Genomic DNA, 22,964 nt, shown 5'->3' with positions numbered 1-22,964 from the left:
GATGTTGGTATCATGAGTATTCTTGTATTAGGCGGAGCGGGCTATATCGGCTCACATGCCGTATACCAATTAATTGATCAGGGGTATGAAGTGGTTGTTATTGACAATTTGCAAACAGGCCACCGTGATGCACTTCATCCAAAGGCACACTTTTACGAAGGAGATATCCGTAATCGAGAGTTCATGCGGTCTGTTTTTCAAAAAGAAAAGATTAAAGGAATCATCCATTTTGCCGCCAATTCTCTCGTCGGGGAATCGATGGTGGAGCCGTTAAAATACTATGATAACAATGTATTTGGTACACAGGTTGTTCTCGAAATAATGAAGGAATTTGGTGTAAAGCACATCGTCTTTTCTTCAACCGCCGCTGTATATGGTGAACAGAGGGTGATTCCAATTACCGAATCAGCGGAAACAAAGCCGACGAACACATATGGTGAAACGAAACTTGCAATGGAAAAAATGATGGCTTGGTGCGAAAAAAGATTCGGGATTCATTTTGTGGCATTGCGTTACTTTAATGTGGCCGGAGCGCGAGGTGAAGGGGTGATTGGGGATGACCACAACCCTGAGACGCATTTGATTCCGGTTGTTCTCGAAGCTGCACTTGGGAAAAGACCTGCCATTATTGTGTTTGGAGAAGATTATGATACAGCGGATGGTACGTGCGTCCGTGATTATATCCATGTCGAGGACTTGATTGAAGCCCACATTTTAGCGCTTAAGTATTTACAAAATGGCGGGAAAAGTAATTATTTCAATCTTGGCTCAAGCCAAGGGTTTTCAGTAAAAGAGATTATCGAGACGGCTAAAGCTGTAACACAGTTAGATATTCCGGTCCAAATGGGAGAACGTCGCGCAGGCGACCCTAGTACACTGATTGCTTCATCGGATAAAGCAAAGCAAGTACTCGGCTGGAACCCCTCAAGAGCATCAATTGAACAAATTATAACAGATGCTTGGAATTGGCATAAGCATCATCCAAATGGTTATCAAAATAGGTGGCGATCAATATGATTTTTCAACTAGTCCAACAATTAGTTCAACAGGCGCTTGCCACTCAGTTAATTGAGCGGGAAGATGAAATATACGCTAGAAATCAAGTGCTTGCACTGCTGCAATTGGAGGAGTATAAGGAAATAGAGATTGGGGGAAGTATCCCGGAAATTCCTGATCTCCTTGATAGAATCGGTGAGTATGCAGTGGAGAAAGGTATCATCGAAGATATTTTTGATGTAAAGGATATATTTTTCAGTAAAATTATGAATTGCTTTATCGCACGGCCTTCGAGTGTGAACCAGCAGTTTTATGGAAAATATCAACAAAGTCCAGAGCTGGCGACCGAATATTTTTATCAGTTAAGTAAAAACAGCAATTACATCCAGATGAAGCGGATTCGTCAAAATATCGAGTACAAGGCCGCGACCGAATACGGGGAGTTAGATATTACTATTAATCTATCGAAACCGGAAAAAGATCCAAAGAGTATCGAACTAGAGAAGCTCGCAAAGAAATCCAGCTATCCGAAATGTTTACTTTGTATCGAAAATGAAGGATATGCTGGAAGAATCGGCCACCCGGCTCGCTCAAATCACCGGATGATCAGAGTGAATTTAACAGATGAAAATTGGCATTTACAATATTCTCCTTATGTTTATTATAATGAGCATTGCATTGTATTGTCGGAAACACATACGGATATGAAAATCAGTCCAGTCACGTTTGAAAGACTGTTGTCATTCGTGGAGCAATTCCCACATTACTTCTTAGGGTCTAATGCTGATATTCCAATAGTCGGCGGCTCGATTTTATCACATGAGCATTATCAAGGCGGGAATTATCAATTTGCGATGGCAAAGGCCGGGGCTGATTGGAACTTTACCATTGATGGTTTTCCGAATGTGGAATGCTCTGTAGTTAAATGGCCGATGTCGGTGATTCGTTTACGATCATCTGAAACAGGGAATCTGGTGGAAGCAGGAGCCCATATTTTTGAAAGATGGAAAGCTTACAGTGATGAAGCCCTTGGTATATTGGCTCGGACGAGTGAGACACCGCATAACACGGTTACCCCGATCGCCCGAAAAAATGGTGACTTGTTTGAACTAGATTTGGTTCTCCGTAATAACCGGATAAGTGAGGAACATCCACTAGGAATTTTTCATCCACATGCCGATGTCCATCATATTAAGAAAGAAAATATCGGTCTAATTGAGGTAATGGGATTGGCAGTGCTGCCTGCCCGCCTTAAAGGAGAGTTGGAAGAGGTAGAAAACTTCCTGCTCGGTAAAACGGATGCAGTTGCAGATTATCATGCAGACTGGGCCAATGAGTTAAAGAACAACTATGGAACGATTGCGAATGAATCCAATGTGGAAACACTGGTTAGAGAAGAAGTAGGCAGAAAGTTTTTGAGAGTATTAGAAGACGCTGGTGTGTTTAAGCGGAATGAAGAGGGAGAAGCAGGATTCCGCCGCTTTATCGGCGCATTATAAACGTCCCCTAATTGAAAAAGGAAGTGGAAGAGCAATGAAAATGGAAAAACAACTTTTTGGCCGGTATAATGGAGCAGATGTGATCGAATATTCATTTAGCAATGATTCAGGCATGACTGTATCTTGTATAAATTTCGGCTGTGTGATTACGAAAATCATTGTCCCAGACCGTAATGGAAAGCTAGAAAATGTGGTCCTTGGTTTTGAAAGCTTTGAAGACTATCCGAAATATTCGCCGTATTTTGGGGCTGTTTGCGGCCGAGTGGCGGGACGAATTAAGGGTGCAAGTTTTGAACTGGATGGAAAAGAACATGTACTCGCTCAAAATGAGGCACCGAACCATCTGCATGGTGGTGTAAAAGGTTTTGATTCCGTGATTTGGGCAACAGAAAAGGTCGAGGAAGAAAATGCTATTGGATTGAAGTTCCATTATCGTAGTCCAGACGGGGAGGAAGGCTACCCTGGAAATCTGGATACCATAGTAACGTATCTATTAACAAATGATAATGAGTTGAAAGTAACTTATGAAGCTAGAACAGACAAAAAAACAGTAGTGAATTTAACCAATCACTCCTATTTTAATTTAAGCGGAAATATCAAACGCGATTGTTCGGGACACGTCCTTCAATTAGATAGTGACCGCTTTTTAGAATTGGCTCCTGACCTTATGCCAACAGGTAAAATGCTGGAGACGGCCAATACTCCATTTGATTTTACTGCGGGAAGAAAATTGAAAGATGGCATGGAAACTTCCTATCCCCAGAATGTTTTGGTAGGAAAAGGCTACGACCACCCGCTTATTTTTTCAAAAGAAGGAAATAATCGGATTGTGCTAAGTGAGGAAGAGAGCGGACGTGTCCTTCTGATGACGACCGACCAGCCTTGCGTTGTTCTCTATACTTCGAATATGTTAGATGGAGAGTTTGAAATTTCGGGTGTAAAGGCTAGAAATTATCTTGGTGTTTGTTTAGAGACCCAAGGGCTGCCGGATGCCATCCATTATCCAAGCTTTCCATCGGTCACATTAAATCCAGAGGATGTATATCGTGCTAATACCACGTATCGTTTCTTAACCAATACGTTAGGTGATTAATTTATGGCAACAATAAAAGATATTGCTCAGTTAGCAGGGGTTTCGATTGCGACGGTTTCGCGCGTACTGAATTATGATACGACGCTTTCTGTCAGCGATGAAACAAAAAAGAAGATTTTTGAGGCAGCAGAGGAGCTTTCATACAAGAAGAAACCAGCTAAAAAGCAGGACTCCGGCAGGATTGCGGTCCTCCAGTGGTATACCGAAAAGGAAGAACTTGAAGATTTATACTATATGTCGATACGGCTAGGTGTTGAAAACCGTTGTCGTCATCAGGGTCTCCAACTTGTAAAGTATTTTCAGGATAACTATGAAGAATTAAGAGAAGATGATGGGCTTCAAGGACTGATCGCAATTGGTAAGTTTAGCCGCAAACAAGTGAAGGAGCTGCGGTCGGTTACCAAGAACATTGTGTTTGTTGATACCTCTCCAGATGAAGAGCAGTTTGATTCGATTGTGATTGACTTTGAGAAGGCGACGAAAAAGGTGCTTGATCATTTTATTGAAAAGGGTCATAAGCAAATTGGCTATATCGGCGGTAAAGAGGAATTTAAAGATAAGACCTCCGCTATTGAAGATGCAAGAGAAGAAACCTTTAAGCGTTATCTAACTGAAAAGTGCATTTTTGATAAAAGCTATTTGTATAATGGCAAATTTTCGGCGGATGATGGTCATGCCCTGATGAAACAGGCTATCGGGCAACATGGTGATAACTTACCGACAGCTTTCTTTGCGGGAAATGACTCCATTGCTGTCGGGGCCTTAAGAGCATTACTAGAAGAAGGAATCGCAGTGCCTGACCGGGTTAACATTATAGGGGTCAATGATATCAGCATTTCAAAATATGTTTTTCCAACTTTGAGTACAGTCAAAGTTTATACGGAGTTGATGGGTGAGACTGCGGTAGATACACTGCTAGAGCGTATTGAAGGCAGAAAGACAGCCAAAAAGATTCTCATCGCTACTAAACTTATTATTCGAAATAGCAGCTTTTAGAACATAAAAAAAGCCGCTTTGTCCACACTATTTGTGGACAAAGCGGCTTTTTGTTTTTAGTCTGGAAATCCTAACTTAAAGGGGATAGTAAAATATGCTATCAAAATTATTAGCTATAACATTTTCATCTTCATTACTTCTTTCAGGATTCACTTTTGACATGGCATCCGCCAAGACTCAAAATTTACCCAGAGTACACAAAAACCAAACTTCTATCGGACAGACAGAAGTACCTTACCTGTCAGATTCAGCCTCTATTGATAGAGTTATTCGAGCCATGACCTTAGAGGAAAAAGCAAAATTTGTTGTGGGGGTAGGAATGCCTGGTATCACAAGAGCGCCATTTGAAATTACAGGAGCAGTAGGTGGTACATATGGGATTCCACGACTTGGTATTCCTGAATTGCGGATGGCAGATGGCCCAGCAGGACTAAGGATCCGTCCTACAAGACCTGGGCAGACTCAAACCTATTACGCAACCGCCTTCCCAATCGCCACATCATTAGCCTCTACTTGGGATACAGCTGTGGCAAAGGCGGTGGGCAAGGCTCAGGGAAATGAAGTAAAAGAATATGGAATTGATCTGTTTTTGGCACCAGCTCTAAATATTCATAGGAATCCGTTAAACGGAAGAAACTTTGAGTATTATTCAGAGGATCCCTTAATCTCTGGAAAAATAGCAGCTTCCGTTGTGAATGGGATTCAATCCAATGGTGTAGGGGCAACAATTAAACATTTTTCTGCAAACAACCAGGAAACGAACCGGATGATTATCGATACAATTGTATCCCAACGCGCGTTAAGGGAAATCTATTTAAAAGGTTTTGAAATGGCGGTAAAAGAGTCCCGCCCATGGGCTGTAATGAGCTCCTATAATAAAATCAATGGGACATATACGTCGGAAAGCACTGATTTATTAACGACAGTATTAAGAAAAGATTGGGGTTATAAAGGCTTTGTTATGACTGACTGGTTTGCTGGTAAGGACCCAGTGGAACAAATGAAGGCTGGTAATGATTTAATTATGCCTGGGTCGTCAAAAAAATCTTATCTTATTAAGTTAGCTGTAGAAGGCGGAAGATTAGAAGAAAAAATCCTTGATCGTAATATTAAGAACATTCTACAAATCGTCGTTCAAACTCCTGAGTTTAAGAAATATCAAAATTCTGACCAGCCCGATTTAAAGGCACATGCAATGGTGGCAAGAAAAGCTGCTGCAGACGGAATGATCCTATTAAAAAATAAAGAACGAGCTCTGCCTATTAATAAAAATAAAAAGATTGCATTATTCGGAAATACACAGATTGAGACCATTAAGGGCGGGACTGGCAGCGGTGACGTAAACGCAGCCTATACGGTATCGATTGCAGAAGGTTTAAAGAAAGCTGGCTACCAAATTAATCAAGAGTTATTAAGTAAATATAAAACCTATATTGATTCGTTGCGCCGGCAAGAACCATATAAAATTAAACCGAACCCATGGGGTGAAGATTTTGGAAAATTGGTCCCAGTGATCCCAGAGAAACCTTTAGAGGAGAATGAAATTACTTCTGTTACAAAAGAAACGGATTTTGGGATTATCGTTATCGGACGAAATTCTGGGGAAGCTGAAGACCGAAAAGTGGTAAAAGGGGATTACCTTTTAAGTGATGCTGAACAGGATATGATTTCAAGAGTAACAACCGAGTACCATAACCAAGGGAAAAAGGTGGCAGTGATTTTGAACATTGGAGGACCAATAGAAGTAGCAAGCTGGAGGAATCAGGTGGATTCCATTCTCTTAGCATGGCTGCCAGGTCAGGAAGCGGGTAATGCTGTAGCCGATGTAGTTTCCGGTAAAGTGAATCCGTCTGGGAAATTGACCACTACTTTTCCTGTAAAGTACAGTGATGTCCCCTCAGCAGCTAACTTCCCAGGAACACCGGCTGCAAACCCAGCTAAAGTAATTTATCAGGAAGATATTTATGTCGGCTATCGGTATTTTACAACCTTTGGAGTAAAACCTGCTTATGAATTTGGCTATGGTTTATCCTACACAGACTTTGACATTAGAGATGTGGAAGTCAACAAAGGCAAGAAATTTAAGGGCAAACTCACTATTAGTGCGATTGTTGAAAATACTGGGAGCATTCCAGGAAGAGAAGTAGTCCAGGTCTATGTTTCTTCTCCAGATGGAAAGCTTGAAAAGCCTGCAGTAGAATTAAGGGCTTTTGCCAAAACAAAGGTGTTAAAACCTAATCAGCGTCAACTGCTTCATTTCAATCTCAATGCTAAAGATCTAGCTTCATTTGACGAAGAAAAATCCGCTTGGGTTCTTGAAAAAGGTACCTATACAGTAAAAGTAGGCGCATCCTCCGAAAATATAAAAGGGTCTGCAACTTTCACAGTCGACCATGATATGATTGTACAAAAAGTCAGTGATGTCCTAAAATCTAAAGTTGGCTTTAAGCGGCTTACTAAACAATAAATCGAAAAAACCAGCTTGCATTAAAAGAAAATGCAGGCTGGTTTTTTCTAGGTTTCAACCGAGAAGCTCAATTAAAATCAAGAAACAGGCTCCCATAAAAGAAGATTGTCGATATTTGGAATCTTACGTATAATAGATTTATCTATGCTGAGGGATTGGAGTTGTTATATGAGCAGATTATCCATCATAGTGTATGCAGTTGGAGGTTTGTTTTTTTTAATCAGTTGCTCATTTTCAATATTTTATGGTTACAAGGTGATTACACATGATTTACCCAAAGAACAAAAAACAGTAGAAAAGTATAACTACCATTTTGTTCTTGTTCCAGAAGAGTTGGACAACGAATATTGGAAACTCGTAGAAAAAGGCGCAAAGGATGCGGCCAAAAAATATGGTGTTCTGCTTGAATATGCAGGGCCAAAGCAGGCAAACGTAGATGAGCATGTAAGGACGATCGAAATGTCAGCAGCCTCCAAAGTAGACGGCATCATGACCCAAGGGTTGAATGACGAGCAATTCACTCCGCTGATTGACCGGGTCGTTGCCAGCGGCATTCCAGTTGTCACTGTTGATACGGATGCCGCTAATAGCAGGAGACTAGCCTATATTGGAACCGATAATTATTATGCGGGGTATTTAGCGGGCAAAGCTTTGATAGCGGATACATTTGGAAGAGTAAATGTGGCGATTATTACCGGCAGTTTCTATGCTAACCATATGCAGCAGCGGGTCAAGGGGTTTGAAGATGCCGTTAAGCCGGAGAAAAGAATCAATATAATCGACGTGGAAGAATCCGAGATTAGCAGGGTAAAAGCGGCAGAAAAGGCAAATCAAATTCTGCAGGAACACCCAGAGGTAACAGCCTTTTTTGGGACAAGTGCCTTAGATGGAATTGAAATAGCGCATGTCGTAAAAAAATATCATAAACAAAGGCAGATTTATATAATTGGCTTTGATACGCTTCCGGAAACACTTGATTTTATTCGAGAGGGTACGATCAATGCAACCGTCGTTCAGGAACCCTATCAAATGGGATATGGGGCCGTTAAAACGATGATTGAGCTTATCCAAGGAAACAAAGTCTCACCAATTGTTCATACCGATACTCGAATCTTAAGAAAATCAGACTTACCTTTGAGTAATCAGCACCGAAAGGCGGCTGATAACTGATGTTATTCCGGATAAGATCGAAACTGTTATTATATTTTATTGTTCTTGTCGTTTTACTTACCTCAGTCGGGATGTTTTTTTATGACCGAAGTGAAAAACTCGTTTCTGAATACGATGAAAGTTTTGAACGATTTCTTTTGCTTAATGATATTTCACAAAGAAGTAATTTTCTGACGGAAAAGCTTCATGGGTATATTTTAGATAAGGAAAAATCGTATCTTCAAGACTACCGAAGCGAAAAATTGAAATTAATTAAGGACCAAAAGAGACTAGTGAAAGTGATGAACACCAATGATGTGACACTCACGAATTATAAAAATATGATTGATAGCTTTTTAGATGAGGGAGATGCCACGATTGGCGCATTCCAGCAGGATCAGATCAACCTATACTCCAATCACTTTAATGAGGTTTTGAAAGTTAACTCCTTTATCCAGGAAAGTACACTTGCCCTGTTAAATAATAAATTAACAGACTATCAAAAATTCTATGACCAAATGGAGCAGCAAAATCATTACTATAAACTCTTGTCTATATCTCTGTTTGCGGCTGCCTTTTTCCTAAGCACTTTGCTTGCGTTATGGATATCGGGCGGGATTACCAAACCCATCAGTTTGTTATCGAGAGCGGCTAAAGAGATTTCGAAAGGAAACCTTTCCGGTGAGGATATTAAAATAACCACTAAGGATGAGCTCAAACTGCTAACAGAAACATTTAATCAAATGCGCAGCAACCTTAAAGTACTTGTCACCGAAATTAAACAGCAGGGAGAACTCGATAAGCTGTTAAAAGAATTAGAGTTAAGAAGTCTGCAAAACCAAATGAATCCGCACTTTTTATTTAACACTTTAAATACAGTTTCAAAGATGGCCTACTTAGAAGAAGCGGAAGAGACATCGAGACTGATTGAAGCAGTTGCGGCACTATTACGCTACAATCTAAGTGATTTCGATAAAGTTTCAACCTTAAGAGACGAAGTCAGTATTGTGAAAGAATATTTCTTTATTCAAAAAACAAGATTCGGCGATCGTATTCAATTTATCACGGAAATTCAGGAAGAATATCTAGACATTGAGATTCCTAGTCTTATTTTACAGCCTTTAATTGAAAACGCATTCACTCATGGCGTTGAAGAATATGAAGAAAATGGTATTATCGAACTTCATATTTATCGGCTGAATGACCATATTCATGTTGAAGTAATTGATAACGGTGCGGGAATGGACGAACGGACGAAGAGAAAGCTCCTTCATTATGTAGATGGATTGGACAATGAAGAAAATGTGGAACTGGAGAAAACGAAAGAACAATCCAATGGTATTGCAGTGAAAAACGTGATTAAAAGGCTGCAGCTTTTTTACCAACAAAAGAATGTGGTGGAAATTGAATCAGAATTAAACAAAGGAACGATTTTCCGACTGAAGATACCTGTCACGGTTAGAGGGGGAAACAAACTTGTTGAAAATTCTAATAGCAGATGATGAAATACTTGAACGAAAAGCGGTTGCCAAAATCATAAAAGGCTCGAAAGTGGACGTAACGGTTATTGGGGAAGCGCAAAACGGGAGAATCGCCATTGAAATGGCCCAGGAACACCGCCCAGATATAATTTTTATGGATATCAAAATGCCGGGAACCGACGGTGTCCAAGCAGTAAAAGAGATTAAAAAGTTCGAACCAGACATTCGTTTTATCATGGTTTCTGCTTTTAATACGTTTGAGTATGCCAAAGAAGTAATGCAGCAAGGGGTCAAGGAATACATCCTCAAGCCGAGCAGTAAAAAGGATCTTCTTGATAGCTTGCAGAGGGTTGCAGACGAAATCCTTGCAGAACGAAGGGCAAAGGAAGAACAGCAAAGCCTAAGAGAAAACCTCGACCGAGCCGTATCGATTGCTCAGAAAGAGTGGGTATCATCCTTGTTGATGAATCAGGTACAAGATATGACCTTTGACGAGTGGAGCCAACTGCTAGGCGTGGAGATTACATCGGGCTATGCGATGTTATTTACATTAAAGCAAACCTCTAAGACGGAACTAACTTCGTTAGAAAAAGAGAAATGGTATGGCTGGCTTAAAGATACGCTAAAATCTATTGTGGTCAAGCATGAAATTATGGTGGGGGCGATGATGGAGTGCCAAGTTCCAGTCCTATTTCTTTGTAAAAAGTCAGCGGAGAAGACCCATTTTAGAACAAACGCAGAAAGCATAATCGAGAACCTCTATCGTCTCTTTAAACAAGTAAACTTTAGTGCAGAATTAAGGATTGGGATTGGCCACCCTTATAACCATGCCCATGAGCTGAATAAATCCTATCATGAAGCAATACTGGCACTTGAGGAGCTTTTAAAAACGTCTAACCGCAAATATTTATTTTATAACAAGCAGGGGCCTGCCTTCGAATTACCTTCTGATTCTGAGATCATTGAGGTGGAGAAAAGGCTGCTTGATAGTGTCAGACAGGGTGATGTCAATCAGGTGATGCTAATCTTTGATTCCTTTGTGTCAAAGCTAGGGTCAAATAATATAAAAGCCTCCTTTGTAAAAAAATCGTTCGAGGAGCTGTTTATACTCCTTTCGCGTATGCTTCATGATCTTGGGATTACATATGATCGGATTCCTAACATTGATGAGTCAGAGGATATTCGGATGGTTCTAGAAGCGGGAAAAGCTCACTTACTTGCGGTTGTTCAGCATGTTCAGGTATGGCGGAATAATCATGCAAAGGGAATGCTGCAAAAAGCCAAGGATTATATTGAAACGCATTATGCTGATTCGATCACATTGGAATCTGCAGCTGAATACGTAGAACTAAGTCCGTTTTATTTTAGCAAGCTATTTAAAGATCGATTTGGAATGACCTTTATAGATTACTTGACGGAGATTAGAATCAAGAAAGCCAAAGCGGAAATGCTCGACCCGGGAAAGAGCATGAAGGAAATCTGTTATTCTGTCGGCTACCGGGATCCAAACTATTTCAGCAGGGTGTTTAAGAAACTGACAGGATTGTCGCCAAGTGAGTTTCGTAAGGCAACGGTAAATTAGGATTATCTTGTTGGGGCCAATTTCGCGAGAAATTGGCCCCCTTTTTTTTTCAAATAGTTTTATTACATTGATGTTTCAAAGATTGCAAAATAATCTAGATAATCGCAAATATGTGCTATAGGTCGCCCCTACTGTAACCGTTGTCACCATGCTACTATATTTGCAAGGGCTTACATTAGGGCTGAATTAAGCTCCAAGAAAACAGCTTAATAGGGTCTTTATAAAACAGTAAAGGGAGATTGATGAGTGTGAAGAAAAAAGGTTTGATTCTATCTTTAACAGTTGCATCTAGTATTCTATTAGCGGCAGGCTGCAGCAGTTCCACGAGCGGTTCTGGAGATTCTGCAAGCAGCAAAGACAGCAAGCTGCCAGCTGTTGGAGCAACCATCTATAAGTTTGATGATAACTTCATGTCTTACGTACGCCGTGCAATGGAAACTTCAGCAAAAGGAAATATTAACTTAATGCTGAACGACTCACAAAATGACCAAGCCAAACAAATCGAGCAAGTAGATACGTTAATCGCTAAAGGTGCAAAGTCGCTGGCAATCAACCTAGTTGATCCAAAAGCAGCTCAAACCATTGTGGATAAAGCAAAAGCTAAAGATATTCCTGTCATCTTCTTCAACAAAGAGCCAGATGAAAGTGTATTACAAGGCTACGATAAAGCCTACTATGTCGGAACTACTTCATCAGAATCAGGCGTTCTGCAAGGTGAATTAATCGCTAAGGCTTGGGAAGCGAACAAAGATAAGTGGGACAAAAACCATGACGGCAAGCTTCAATATGTTCTATTAAAAGGTGAGCCAGGACATCCAGATGCGGAGGCTCGTACAAAATATGTAGTTGACACTGTGAAATCTAAAGGTATTCAAGTGGAACAATTGGCAATGGATACGGCGATGTGGGATGCAACCAAAGCAACTGAAAAAATGGATGCTTGGGTTTCTAAGTACAGCGATAAGATCGAATTTGTAATTGCTAACAACGATGGTATGGCATTAGGTGCAATTTCCTCACTTGAAAAAGCAGGCTACTTCTCTGGAGATAAGTTCGTCCCAGTTGTAGGTGTGGATGCGATTCCAGAAGCACTTGAAATGATTGAAAAAGGCAAAATGGTTGGTACAGTCTTGAATGACGCGAAGAACCAAGGTAAAGCAACGATTGACCTAGCTACAAATGCTGCAAAAGGCAAGGATGTTCTAGACGGAACAGAGTGGAAGCTTGATGACAAGAAAGCGGTTCGTGTTCCTTACGTTGAAATCACAAAAGACAACATCCAAGTTGGTAAGGATGCCTATAAATAGAAAAGCGGAAGCGCCTTGCCCAGGGGCGACCGGCATAAGACGAGCCGGCGAGAAGGCTGCCCTTTAGCCTTCTTGACGGATTGGCTTATGACCCGAGCCCCTAGGCGCTGGAGCTAGACAATAAGAAAAGCGGAAGCGCCTTCCGGGGGTGGGAGAGCCATCCCCCTTGGCGCTCTTCGAACGAAGGAAAAGATTATGCTTTTCCTTCGTTCGGAGAACTAAGCTTTCATGAGTAAAGCTAGAAACCGTGCAATTTTAAATTCAGATAGTTTTTTATTAAATAGATATGAGCCGGAATAGGAAGGGCCACTCATATTTTTTAAATTGTTAAGTTAGGAGGTTCACTTATGACAGGATCTAGTACTGCCAATCTACTTGAAATGCAAAATATTACAAAACGATTCCCCGGGGTACTTGCTTTAGACAATGTTACCTTGAAAGTGAAACCGGGTTCGGTCCATGCCTTAATGGGTGAAAACGGTGCAGGGAAATCGACCTTAATGAAATGCTTATTTGGAATTTATTCGATGGACGAAGGCAAAATCACCTTTAATGGAAATGAGATCTCATTTGCCAACTCCAAACAAGCCTTAGAAAACGGCGTTTCCATGGTGCACCAGGAGTTGAACCAGGTCCGCCAGCAAAATGTCATGGATAATATATGGCTTGGGCGTTATCCGAAGAAAGGTATTTTCGTAGATGAAAAGAAAATGTACGAGGATACCGCTGCTATTTTTAAAAGTTTAGACATTAATATCGACCCGCGCAGCAAGGTTAGTTCGTTATCTGTTTCAGAGATGCAAATGGTCGAAATCGCAAAAGCTGTGTCCTATCATTCAAAAATTATCGTAATGGATGAGCCGACATCTTCCTTAACAGAGACGGAAGTCAATCATTTATTTAGAATCATTAAAAGGCTTCAAAGTGAAAATGTCGCGATCATCTATATCTCGCACAAAATGGAAGAAATCTTAAAGATTTCTGACGAAGTCACGATTATGCGTGATGGTCAGTACATTGCGACTAGAAGTGCAAAGGACTTAACTACAGACGAGATTATTAAGCTAATGGTAGGCCGCGACTTATCACAGCGCTTTCCTGCTAAGGAAAACAAGCCCGGAGATGTGATCTTAAAGGTTTCGGATTTAACAGCAGAAACTCAGCCTTCTTTTTCAAATGTAAGCTTTGAACTGAAAAAAGGTGAAATTCTTGGAATTGCCGGTTTAGTTGGTTCTAAGCGGACAGAAGTAGTCGAAGCGCTCTTTGGAATCAGGGCATTGAAATCCGGAAAAATTGAGCTGAACGGCAAGGAGGTTAAAAACCATTCTCCACAGCATGCCATCAAAAACGGATTTGCACTTGTAACCGAGGAGAGACGGTCAACAGGAATCTTCTCAGATTTAAGCATCAGCTTTAACTCGATTATTTCTAACATGAGGCAGTACAAAACAAAGAGCGGGTTTCTATCCAATAAGAAAGTAGCGGATGATACTCAATGGGTCATTGATTCGATGAAGGTAAAAACGCCATCGCAAAAAACATCGATTGGCAGTCTATCCGGCGGTAACCAGCAAAAGGTTATTATCGGGCGATGGCTCTTAACAAAGCCTGATATTTTATTGCTAGATGAACCAACTCGAGGTATTGATGTTGGGGCAAAGTTCGAGATTTACCAATTAATCAACCAATTAGCCGCAGAAGGAAAAGGAATTATCATGATCTCTTCCGAAATGCCGGAGCTATTGGGTACTACAGACCGAATTCTCGTGATGAGTAATGGAAAAGCAGCTGGGATCGTTGATACGAAGACGACTTCCCAAGAAGAAATCATGCGATTAGCCGCATTGTATTAGGAGGCGACAAAAATGAGTACAGAAGCTTTAAAAAAATCGGGATCTAAGGATATACAAAAATCGAAATCAGGTTTCTCAAAATGGATTGTTGATAATGTTATATATTTGGTATTACTTCTACTAGTGGTTGGGATTGTGGTAGCATCCCCGGATTTCTTATCGATGACGAACTTAATTAATATTCTAAGTCAGGCATCTTCACGTGTTATTATCGCCCTTGGGGTAGCTGGTATCCTTATTCTAGCCGGTACTGACCTTTCAGCAGGCCGGATGGTCGGATTAGCAGCGGTTGTTTCAGCTTCCATGCTTCAAGCAAGTGATTATGCTTATAAAATGTACCCGCATTTACAAGAATTACCGCTATTTGTTCCAATTATAATTGCAATGTTAGCAACTGGTTTGATTTCCGCTATCAGTGGTGTGATTGTGGCTAAGTTTCATGTTCCGCCATTCATTGCCACTCTAGGTATGATGATTGTGGTGTACGGTACTTCTTCTATCTACTTTGACCGCCCTCCATATGGTGCACAGCCGATTGGCGGTTTAAGCGAAAAGTTTACAACGTTTGCACAACGAGGAATTAAGCTTGGGCAATATGAATTCCCATACCTGATCTTCTATGCCATTATTGTTTCACTCATTATTTGGGTAATTTGGAATAAAACGCAGCTTGGTAAGAATATGTATGCAATTGGTGGAAATCCTGAAGCAGCAAAGGTTTCAGGGGTTAACGTAGCAAAAAATATCATCATCATCTATATGATCGCAGGTCTTCTTTACGGCTTCACAGGTGTTCTTGAAGCAGGCCGTGTAGGTAGTGCCACAAACAATACGGGTAATATGTATGAGATGGACGCAATCGCAGCCTGTGTAGTCGGCGGTGTGTCCTTAACAGGTGGAATTGGAACAGTGCCGGGAATCGTAACCGGGGTTCTTATTTTCCAGGTTATCAACTATGGATTAGCTTTCCTAGGGGTAAGCCCGTACATCCAATTTATCGTAAAAGGTTTAATCATCATCGTCGCAGTAGCCTTCGATATGCGCAAACACGCAAAGAAAAAATAACAAAACCAAAGGCAGCCTCCAACTTGGAGAGCTGTCTTTTACTATATGATTGATGAAAACGCAACTATGGTTGTTATCTGCAAAATGGATCGTTCGATATTATAGAATATCTTTAAAGATTGGTGGAAGAAGTGAAGTATTGTGATAATTACTAAATAACATGAGTTATGTAGGTTAAATGAGTTCGAAAAATAATATATTTCAGAAATATTTAAATTAATAAATAATATACTAGACGAATGAAATTAATTGTATTACAATACTAAATATCAATTAATTCAACGACTAAACATACCTTTCCTACGAAACTACTAATTAGCGGATGTTTATGTCAGAAAAATCAGAAAATAGATATAAGGGGGATTATCATAATGAAGAAGAATTTTGCAAAGATGTTTATGGCTTCAACATTATTGGCTGGCGTATTAGCCGGATGTTCGGGAGCGAAAGATAGTGCCGGCGGCGGTGGCGATACGATTAAAGTCGGCGTGAACTTAGAGCTTTCAGGAGGAGTTGCCTCTTACGGTGAGTCACTAGCTTCTGGGATCAACCTTGCTGTTGATGAGATTAACAAAAAGGGCGGAGTTGACGGCAAGAAGATTGAGCTTGTTAAAGTGGACAATAAATCAGATGCAGCTGAAGCTACAAATGGTGCCATCAAGTTAACCAGCCAAGATAAAGTAACAGCTATTATCGGTGCTGCTACAAGCGGTGACACTGTTGCCCAAGCTGAAATCGCCGATAGCAATAAAACAGTTTTATTAACTCCATCAGGTACAGCTCCAAACGTAACGGTTACAGATAAAGGGAAATTAAACGACTACGTATTCCGTACTTCTTTTATTGACCCATTCCAAGGAACAGTTGCAGCTAACTTTGCAGCTAACGAATTAAAGGTTAAAAAGGTTGCGATCTTTGCAGACAGTGCAAGTGACTATGCCAAAGGTTTGGCAGCTTCATTTAAAGAAACGTTTGAAAAAGCAGGCGGTAAGGTTGTTTCTGAAGAGGCATATGTTGGAAAGGATACAGACTTCCGTGCAACGTTAACGCGCATTAAGTCCGAAAATCCTGAATTTATTTTTATCCCTGGATACTACGAAGAAGTTGGCTTAATTGTAAAACAAGCCCGTGAATTAGGAATCACTGCTCCACTTATGGGTGCAGATGGCTGGGATTCACCGAAATTAGTAGAATTAGCTGGTGCCGATGCGTTAAACAACACATTTATCACAAACCACTATTCATCTGAAGACCCAGACAAAAAGATTCAAACATTTGTAGCTGCTTATAAAGAAAAGAACAATGGAGAATCACCGAATGCTTTCAACGCCCTTGGCTATGATTCTGTCTATCTATTAGCAGATGCAATCAAGAGTGCAGGCAGCACAGATCCAACTAAGATTAAAGCAGCTTTAGAAAAGACTAAAGATCTTTCTCTTGTTACAGGTGTTGTGACAATCGACAAAAACCACAACCCAATTAAATCGGCAACTGTTTTAGAATATAAAGATGGTAAGCAAGTATTTAATACAAAAGTAGATCCTAAATAAATCGAGGTTTCTCTCAAAATATGATTTTGAAAAAGGACTTTCTCGCTAGTATAGCGAGAAAGTCCTTTTTTTCGTTTAGGAAATTAAAAAATTTTCGCTTGTGGATAACTGTTAATAAAAGGACTGTCTACGTCCAGCTCCAGCGCCTAGCCCCTCGATGGTCTACAGCCAATCCGTCCAAAAGGTTAAAAAGCAACCTTTCGGCCGGCTCGTCTTATGCTTGTCGGGGCTGACCAAGCGCTTGCGCTTTTGTTCTTGGCACGGTTCTTGCATATTAATTTAGCGAAAGATGTTTACTTCGCTTTTAATTTCAGGAGGTGCTTTTGAAGTGAATAAGATTATTTCATTGGAAGAAGTCTCATCCATTTTTAGAAATGGTATGACGATTATGGCTGGGGGTTTTATGGGGGTAGGTACACCACAGGAGCTTGTTGCGGCAATGCTTGAAGCAAATGTAAAGGATATTACCTTGATCGCAAATGACACCGCTTTCGTGGATGCGGGTATAGGGCCTTTAATTGTAAATAAACGCGTGAAAAAAGTGATCGCTTCACATATTGGGACAAATCCAGAAACCGGCCGGCAAATGATATCTGGTGAAATGGAAGTAGAACTAGTACCACAAGGGACTTTGGCCGAACGTGTACGTGCCGGGGGCTCAGGATTAGGCGGAGTGTTAACTCCTACTGGGGTGGGAACGATTGTTGAAGAGGGGAAAGAAAAAATCACAGTCGATGGTCGTGAATATTTGCTTGAAAAACCACTCCGTGCTGAGGTTGCTTTGTTAAAGGCTTATAAAGCTGATAAAGCTGGGAATTTAATTTATCATCGTTCTGCCAGAAACTTTAATCCTTTGATGGCATTGGCTGCAGACACTGTAATTGTGCAAGTAGAGCAGCTTGTTGAGGTGGGAGAAATTGATCCGGATGAGGTAATGACACCTGGAATCCTCGTCGATAAAATTTATGTTCAAGGAGGCTGTCAGTAATGACTACTACACTCGTAAATCCAAAACAAATCATTGCGGCGCGCGTAGCAGAGGAAATGAAAGATGGAGATGTTGTTAATCTTGGCATTGGGCTGCCAACCATGGTGCCCAACTATCTGCCTGAGGGCGTTAACGTGATCCTACAATCGGAAAATGGCTATGTCGGTCTTGGTCCTTTAGAAGGCGACATTGATCCGGATTTGGTTAATGCCGGCGGACAGCCTGCAGGTATTATTCGCGGCGGTGCTTTCTTTGACAGTCTATTTTCTTTTGAACTAATCCGCGGCGGGCATGTCGATGTTACTGTCCTTGGCGGGCTTGAAGCAGATGCGAAGGGAAATCTCGCCAACTGGATGGTTCCTGGAAAAATGGTTCCTGGCATGGGAGGGGCAATGGACCTTGTAACAGGTGCAAGAAAGGTGATTGTTGCGATGGAACATACAGCAAAGAATGGTTCGTCTAAAATCCTCGAGCAGTGCCGTTTGCCCTTGACCGGTAAGGGTGTAGTTGACTTAATTGTAACGGAATTAGCTGTTTTCCGTGTAACAGAGAATGGTTTGGTTCTGGAGGGACTTCAAGAGGGTGTTGATTTAGAAACAGTAAAGGAAAAGACGGAAGCTTCTTTCACTGTTAGTCCAGCAATAAGATAAAATTGTTTGTTGGTGAGAGATTTGAAGCAAATCCTTAAAAAGACTGGAAAATAACGGTAATTCCGAAAAAACGGAATTTTCCGTTTTATCGGAAACGTTTACAGTATTTTTTCCGGAATAACGGAATCAATCCACATGGATTTAAGTTAATCCTTTAATAAATAACTTTGGCATAATTCTTGCAAATGAAAAGATGTAAGCTTATAAATGGAAACGCTTACCTCTCGGGGGGGAACGAGGAAGCTTACAAAAACAATTTAGGGGGATTTACATGGAATTATTTGTTATTTTACTGGCGCTTGGGCTGCTGATGTTTGTAGCCTATCGTGGATTTTCAGTTATATTATTCGCGCCATTATGTGCACTCCTTGCTGTATTACTTATTGATCCAAGCCATGTATTACCATTCTTTTCTGGAGTATTTATGGAAAAAATGGTTGGATTCATTAAAAACTATTTTGCCGTCTTCTTATTAGGGGCGATTTTTGGAAAAGTGGTTGAAATGTCAGGGATTGCCGAATCCATCGCTAAAACGATTGTTCGTTTACTTGGAGCAAAACGTGCGATGCTGACGATTGTTTTATTAGGAGCGATTTTAACCTATAGCGGCGTAAGTTTATTCGTAGCCGTTTTTGCAATTTATCCATTTGCAGCACAAATGTTTAGACAAGCAAATATTCCTAAAAGGCTTATTCCAGGTACGATTGCTCTTGGTGCCTTTACGTTTACAATGGACGCTCTCCCGGGAACACCGCAAATTCAAAACGTCATCCCAATTAACTTCTTTAAAACAGATATCTATGCGGCACCAACACTTGGAATCCTCGGAGCTATTTTTGTTCTAGTTCTAGGACTCTTGTATCTTGAATCAAGAAGAAGAAAAGCAGAAAAAGCTGGTGAAGGCTATTACGGCTTTGGTACGGAAAACGCAGCTGCCGCTGAAAAATTGGAAGAAAAGGAAGCAGCGGCTCCAGATTTAACCTCACAACAATCCGTTCTAAAACAAATTTTAGCGTTTGTTCCCCTCATTCTTGTGGGAGTGACGAATAAATTATTTATTACGTACATTCCAAAATGGTATCCAAACGGATTTGACTTTTCAGCGATTGGTTTGAAAGCCTACACGGTTGACGTAACGGCCATGGCTGCGATTTGGGCCATTATTATGGCATTAGTTGTCGGTATTATTTCATCTCTTCTCTATGATTGGAAACGGGTTACGAAAAACTTTAAAGAAGGCTTAAACACCGCAATTGGCGGATCCTTGCTGGCAACGATGAATACAGGTGCTGAATATGGATTCGGCGGTATCATCGCCGCACTTCCTGGCTTTGCAAAAATTAGTGATGGCATTTCCGGTACATTCACGAATCCGCTTGTAAATGGGGCAGTCACAACAAGTACACTTGCCGGTATGACTGGTTCAGCCTCAGGTGGAATGGGGATTGCGTTAGGAGCTATGGCCGATAAGTATAACCAGGCAATCGCCGCAGCCAATATTCCGCCAGAAGTTATGCACCGCGTGGTTGCCATGGCATCAGGCGGGATGGATACACTTCCGCATAACGGAGCCGTTATTACCCTGCTCGCCGTAACAGGTTTAACACATAAACAATCCTATAAAGATATTTTTGCTATAACGATGATTAAAACAGTAGCTGTATTCTTTGTTATCGCACTTTATACGGTCTTTGGAATCATTTAAGAAAAAGAGTTTATTAGCAATTAGGAGGCATATATAAATGAGCATGTTACTAGAGGGAAAGACAGCATTCATTACCGGATCAGCGAGCGGAATTGGGTTAGAAATAGCAAAAACTTTCGCCCATGAGGGAGCAAAGGTAATCATTTCCGATTTAAATGCTGAAAAGAGTGAACTGATGGCAGAAGAATTAAGGGATCAGGGCTTTGAAGCCTTAGCTGCACCGTGTGATGTAACAAACGAGGAAGCCTTTAAAAATAGTATTCACCAAGCCTATAAAACTTTTGGCCGGCTTGACATTTTAGTCAACAATGCCGGGATGCAATATGTTTCACCGATTGAAGAGTTTCCAACGGAGAAGTTTGAACTCTTAGTGAAAATTATGTTAACGGCACCATTCATTGGCATTAAAAATGTCTTCCCGATTATGAAGAACCAGGGCTTTGGCCGGGTGATTAATATGGCGTCGATCAATGGGGTGATTGGTTTTGCTGGAAAGGCTGCCTATAATAGTGCAAAGCATGGCGTCATCGGATTAACTAAAGTCGCGGCATTAGAAGGTGCGACCAGTGGGATTACCGTTAATGCGCTCTGCCCGGGATATGTCGATACACCGCTCGTTAGAAGTCAGTTAGCTGACCTAGCCACAACAAGAAATGTCAGTTTAGACAGTGTGATTGATGAAGTGCTTTTACCGCTTGTTCCACAAAAAAGACTATTATCTGTTTCGGAAATTGCCGATTATGCTGTCTTTTTAGCAAGTGATAAAGGAAGAGGAATCACCGGCCAGGCCGTTATTTTGGATGGCGGTTACACAGCACAATAATTTTTTAGAATCCTATTCGTTATCGGATAGGATTTTCTTGTCGTTTTGGAAATTATAAAATTTTCGCTTGTGGATAACTGTTATAAAGGACTGTCGACGTCCAGCTCCAGCGCCTAGCCCCTCGAGGTCATAAGCCAATCCGTCCAAAAGGTTAAAAAGCAACCTTTCAGCCGGCTCGTCTTATGCTTGTCGGGGCTGACCAAGGCGCTTGCGCTTTTGTACTTGTGATGAAAAGTCTCCTAATCTATTTATTCCCAATCATCCTTTGTTATAATAAATATATCCAATACAGCAAGGATGTGAATCTATGACTAGAGGAATGGAAGCGATTCCAGCTAACTGGCATGAACAGATTATCAATCTATTAGCGGAAAGAATCGTCGTGACCGACCGTGAAGGAATAATTATCTATATAAATGAAGCCTATTGTGAGTTTTTAGGAACAACTGTTGAAGAGGCGATCAACCGCCCTGTTCAGGATGTGATTGAAAATTCAAGGATGCATATTGTCGCTAAAACAGGCAAAAAAGAGCTGGCCGCCCTGCATCCCATTAATGGCAGTGAAATGATCGCAAACCGGTACCCTCTTTTCGTCGAAGGGAAACTTGTAGGGGCCCTTGGGACCGTTATGTTTCGCAGTCCAGAAGAATGGCGGATGTATAAAACAAAGATTCAGCATTTAGTGGAAGAATTAAAATATTATAAAACTAAAGTAGAAAAAGAGTTAAAGAGTAAATACTATTTTCAGGATTTAATTGGCAGCAGTCAGCCATTTCTCGCGGCAAAAAATTTGGCGGAGCGAATTTCTGTCAGCAACTCCTCAGTCCTATTAATAGGGGAATCCGGTACAGGAAAGGAATTGTTTGCCCATGCCATTCACAACCACAGCCTCCGTTCCTCCTTGCCGTTTGTGGCGATTAACTGTGCTTCCATTCCTGAACATCTTCTAGAATCAGAACTATTTGGTTATGATGATGGTGCTTTTACAGGAGCGAAAAAGGGAGGGAAAAAAGGGCAGTTTGAGATGGCGAATAATGGTACGCTTTTTCTAGATGAAATCGGCGATATGCCGCTTTCGATGCAAAGTAAACTGCTTAGAGTTTTGCAGGAAAAAGAAATCCAGCGGGTCGGTGGGCAAAAATCAATTCCTGTTGATGTCCGTATCATCGCCGCTACACATCGCGATCTAGAAAAGATGGTGGACGAAGGGAAGTTCCGTCGGGATCTATATTATCGCTTAAATGTGATAAAAATTGAAATTCCCTCTTTGAATAAAAGGAAAGAGGATATTAAGTTAATATCGATGGGTCTATTAAAAAAGCTGGAACGGAAATTTTTTCGTACAGGAATTGAAATTTCCAAAGAAGTGGAACAAAGATTAATGGAGCATTCTTGGCCTGGAAACATTCGTGAACTTGAAAATGTGTTGGAGCGGGCCATAAATGTGCTTGATGGACAAACCATTGAAGTATTCCATCTTCCATTATATTTACGCGAACTAGAATTGCAGAGTTCTAGCCAAGTTGATAGTCCCGTTGCTGAAACAAAACCTGTTGGAAAATTGTTTTCACCAATTCCCTCGTTAAAGGAAACACTGGCTCAAGTCGAAAAAGAAGCAATTATAAATGCGCTGACCGTGACAAACGGAAATAAGCAGGAAGCAGCAAGATTGTTGGAAATAGGCAAAACAAGATTTTACGAGAAATGTAAGTTATATGATATAAAATAGATTTTCTATCTTATACAAAAATTAGGATGAT

At 40.9% G+C, this 22,964-nt stretch carries 17 protein-coding genes; all 17 read left to right on the top strand.

Annotation, left to right across the window (positions count from 1 at the left end; translation table 11 throughout):
* The first annotated feature begins 12 nt into the window (after positions 1 to 12).
* The 17 genes from galE (at position 13) to AAHB15_RS20330 (ending at position 22,933) form a co-directional block, all read left to right on the top strand.
* Positions 13 to 1,017 (top strand): UDP-glucose 4-epimerase GalE, encoded by a 1,005-nt coding sequence (galE, locus tag AAHB15_RS20410; RefSeq protein WP_342043194.1) that lies wholly within the window; start codon positions 13 to 15, stop codon positions 1,015 to 1,017.
* On the top strand, positions 1,014 to 2,495 hold the full coding sequence (gene galT, locus AAHB15_RS20405) for a UDP-glucose--hexose-1-phosphate uridylyltransferase (protein WP_342043193.1): 1,482 nt from the start codon (positions 1,014 to 1,016) through the stop codon (positions 2,493 to 2,495). The genes galE and galT overlap by 4 nt, the downstream gene beginning before the upstream one ends.
* Positions 2,496 to 2,529: 34 nt before the next feature.
* Entirely contained in the window at positions 2,530 to 3,588 is a 1,059-nt protein-coding gene (locus AAHB15_RS20400; RefSeq protein ID WP_342043192.1) for an aldose epimerase family protein, read from the top strand.
* 3 nt (positions 3,589 to 3,591) lie between these two features.
* Positions 3,592 to 4,584: a LacI family DNA-binding transcriptional regulator gene (locus AAHB15_RS20395; RefSeq protein ID WP_342043191.1), complete on the top strand. Its 993-nt coding sequence runs from the start codon at positions 3,592 to 3,594 to the stop codon at positions 4,582 to 4,584.
* A 94-nt stretch (positions 4,585 to 4,678) separates the two neighbouring features.
* The gene (locus tag AAHB15_RS20390; protein ID WP_342043190.1) at positions 4,679 to 7,051 is read left to right on the top strand and encodes a beta-glucosidase; all 2,373 of its coding nucleotides are present in this window, start codon (positions 4,679 to 4,681) and stop codon (positions 7,049 to 7,051) included.
* Positions 7,052 to 7,219: 168 nt separating this feature from the next.
* Positions 7,220 to 8,221 carry a sugar-binding protein gene (locus tag AAHB15_RS20385; protein ID WP_144567186.1) on the top strand — a complete coding sequence of 334 codons (1,002 nt, stop codon included), beginning with the start codon at positions 7,220 to 7,222 and terminating at the stop codon, positions 8,219 to 8,221.
* The gene (locus AAHB15_RS20380; RefSeq protein ID WP_342043189.1) at positions 8,221 to 9,702 is read left to right on the top strand and encodes a sensor histidine kinase; all 1,482 of its coding nucleotides are present in this window, start codon (positions 8,221 to 8,223) and stop codon (positions 9,700 to 9,702) included. Before AAHB15_RS20385 ends, AAHB15_RS20380 begins: the two co-directional genes overlap by 1 nt.
* Positions 9,677 to 11,263 carry a response regulator transcription factor gene (locus AAHB15_RS20375; RefSeq protein ID WP_342043188.1) on the top strand — a complete coding sequence of 529 codons (1,587 nt, stop codon included), beginning with the start codon at positions 9,677 to 9,679 and terminating at the stop codon, positions 11,261 to 11,263. The genes AAHB15_RS20380 and AAHB15_RS20375 overlap by 26 nt, the downstream gene beginning before the upstream one ends.
* 242 nt (positions 11,264 to 11,505) lie before the next feature.
* Positions 11,506 to 12,570: a galactose/glucose ABC transporter substrate-binding protein MglB gene (gene mglB, locus AAHB15_RS20370; RefSeq protein ID WP_342043187.1), complete on the top strand. Its 1,065-nt coding sequence runs from the start codon at positions 11,506 to 11,508 to the stop codon at positions 12,568 to 12,570.
* Between the two features lie 347 nt (positions 12,571 to 12,917).
* A complete protein-coding gene (gene mglA / locus AAHB15_RS20365) occupies positions 12,918 to 14,423 on the top strand; it encodes a galactose/methyl galactoside ABC transporter ATP-binding protein MglA (RefSeq protein ID WP_335573168.1) in 1,506 nt (501 codons plus the stop codon).
* A gap of 12 nt (positions 14,424 to 14,435) precedes the next feature.
* Positions 14,436 to 15,488 carry a galactose/methyl galactoside ABC transporter permease MglC gene (gene mglC, locus AAHB15_RS20360; RefSeq protein WP_261380745.1) on the top strand — a complete coding sequence of 351 codons (1,053 nt, stop codon included), beginning with the start codon at positions 14,436 to 14,438 and terminating at the stop codon, positions 15,486 to 15,488.
* Positions 15,489 to 15,859: 371 nt separating this feature from the next.
* Positions 15,860 to 17,038: an ABC transporter substrate-binding protein gene (locus AAHB15_RS20355; RefSeq protein ID WP_335573167.1), complete on the top strand. Its 1,179-nt coding sequence runs from the start codon at positions 15,860 to 15,862 to the stop codon at positions 17,036 to 17,038.
* 289 nt (positions 17,039 to 17,327) lie between these two features.
* The gene (gene atoD, locus AAHB15_RS20350) at positions 17,328 to 18,026 is read left to right on the top strand and encodes an acetate CoA-transferase subunit alpha (protein ID WP_335573689.1); all 699 of its coding nucleotides are present in this window, start codon (positions 17,328 to 17,330) and stop codon (positions 18,024 to 18,026) included.
* Complete coding sequence (locus AAHB15_RS20345; protein WP_342043186.1) at positions 18,026 to 18,676, top strand: 3-oxoacid CoA-transferase subunit B; 651 nt, start codon at positions 18,026 to 18,028, stop codon at positions 18,674 to 18,676. Before atoD ends, AAHB15_RS20345 begins: the two co-directional genes overlap by 1 nt.
* Before the next feature lie 271 nt (positions 18,677 to 18,947).
* Entirely contained in the window at positions 18,948 to 20,381 is a 1,434-nt protein-coding gene (locus tag AAHB15_RS20340; protein ID WP_335573691.1) for a GntP family permease, read from the top strand.
* A 37-nt stretch (positions 20,382 to 20,418) separates the two neighbouring features.
* A complete protein-coding gene (locus tag AAHB15_RS20335; protein ID WP_342043185.1) occupies positions 20,419 to 21,204 on the top strand; it encodes a 3-hydroxybutyrate dehydrogenase in 786 nt (261 codons plus the stop codon).
* Between the two features lie 307 nt (positions 21,205 to 21,511).
* Positions 21,512 to 22,933 carry a sigma-54 interaction domain-containing protein gene (locus AAHB15_RS20330; protein ID WP_342043184.1) on the top strand — a complete coding sequence of 474 codons (1,422 nt, stop codon included), beginning with the start codon at positions 21,512 to 21,514 and terminating at the stop codon, positions 22,931 to 22,933.
* Positions 22,934 to 22,964: the final 31 nt, after the last annotated feature.

The sequence above is a fragment of the Bacillus sp. OTU2372 genome, assembly GCF_038440275.1.
Classification (GTDB): domain Bacteria; phylum Bacillota; class Bacilli; order Bacillales; family Cytobacillaceae; genus Neobacillus; species Neobacillus bataviensis_B.
This window is presented reverse-complemented; position numbering and strand designations above follow the sequence as displayed.

Coding starts and splice junctions, on each gene's coding strand:
- galE (WP_342043194.1), top strand. CDS start 13: ATGAGTATTCTTGTATTAGGCGGAGCGGGCTATATCGGCTCACATGCC.
- galT (WP_342043193.1), top strand. CDS start 1,014: ATGATTTTTCAACTAGTCCAACAATTAGTTCAACAGGCGCTTGCCACT.
- AAHB15_RS20400 (WP_342043192.1), top strand. CDS start 2,530: ATGAAAATGGAAAAACAACTTTTTGGCCGGTATAATGGAGCAGATGTG.
- AAHB15_RS20395 (WP_342043191.1), top strand. CDS start 3,592: ATGGCAACAATAAAAGATATTGCTCAGTTAGCAGGGGTTTCGATTGCG.
- AAHB15_RS20390 (WP_342043190.1), top strand. CDS start 4,679: ATGCTATCAAAATTATTAGCTATAACATTTTCATCTTCATTACTTCTT.
- AAHB15_RS20385 (WP_144567186.1), top strand. CDS start 7,220: ATGAGCAGATTATCCATCATAGTGTATGCAGTTGGAGGTTTGTTTTTT.
- AAHB15_RS20380 (WP_342043189.1), top strand. CDS start 8,221: ATGTTATTCCGGATAAGATCGAAACTGTTATTATATTTTATTGTTCTT.
- mglB (WP_342043187.1), top strand. CDS start 11,506: ATGAGTGTGAAGAAAAAAGGTTTGATTCTATCTTTAACAGTTGCATCT.
- mglA (WP_335573168.1), top strand. CDS start 12,918: ATGACAGGATCTAGTACTGCCAATCTACTTGAAATGCAAAATATTACA.
- mglC (WP_261380745.1), top strand. CDS start 14,436: ATGAGTACAGAAGCTTTAAAAAAATCGGGATCTAAGGATATACAAAAA.
- AAHB15_RS20355 (WP_335573167.1), top strand. CDS start 15,860: ATGAAGAAGAATTTTGCAAAGATGTTTATGGCTTCAACATTATTGGCT.
- atoD (WP_335573689.1), top strand. CDS start 17,328: ATGTTTACTTCGCTTTTAATTTCAGGAGGTGCTTTTGAAGTGAATAAG.
- AAHB15_RS20345 (WP_342043186.1), top strand. CDS start 18,026: ATGACTACTACACTCGTAAATCCAAAACAAATCATTGCGGCGCGCGTA.
- AAHB15_RS20340 (WP_335573691.1), top strand. CDS start 18,948: ATGGAATTATTTGTTATTTTACTGGCGCTTGGGCTGCTGATGTTTGTA.
- AAHB15_RS20335 (WP_342043185.1), top strand. CDS start 20,419: ATGAGCATGTTACTAGAGGGAAAGACAGCATTCATTACCGGATCAGCG.
- AAHB15_RS20330 (WP_342043184.1), top strand. CDS start 21,512: ATGACTAGAGGAATGGAAGCGATTCCAGCTAACTGGCATGAACAGATT.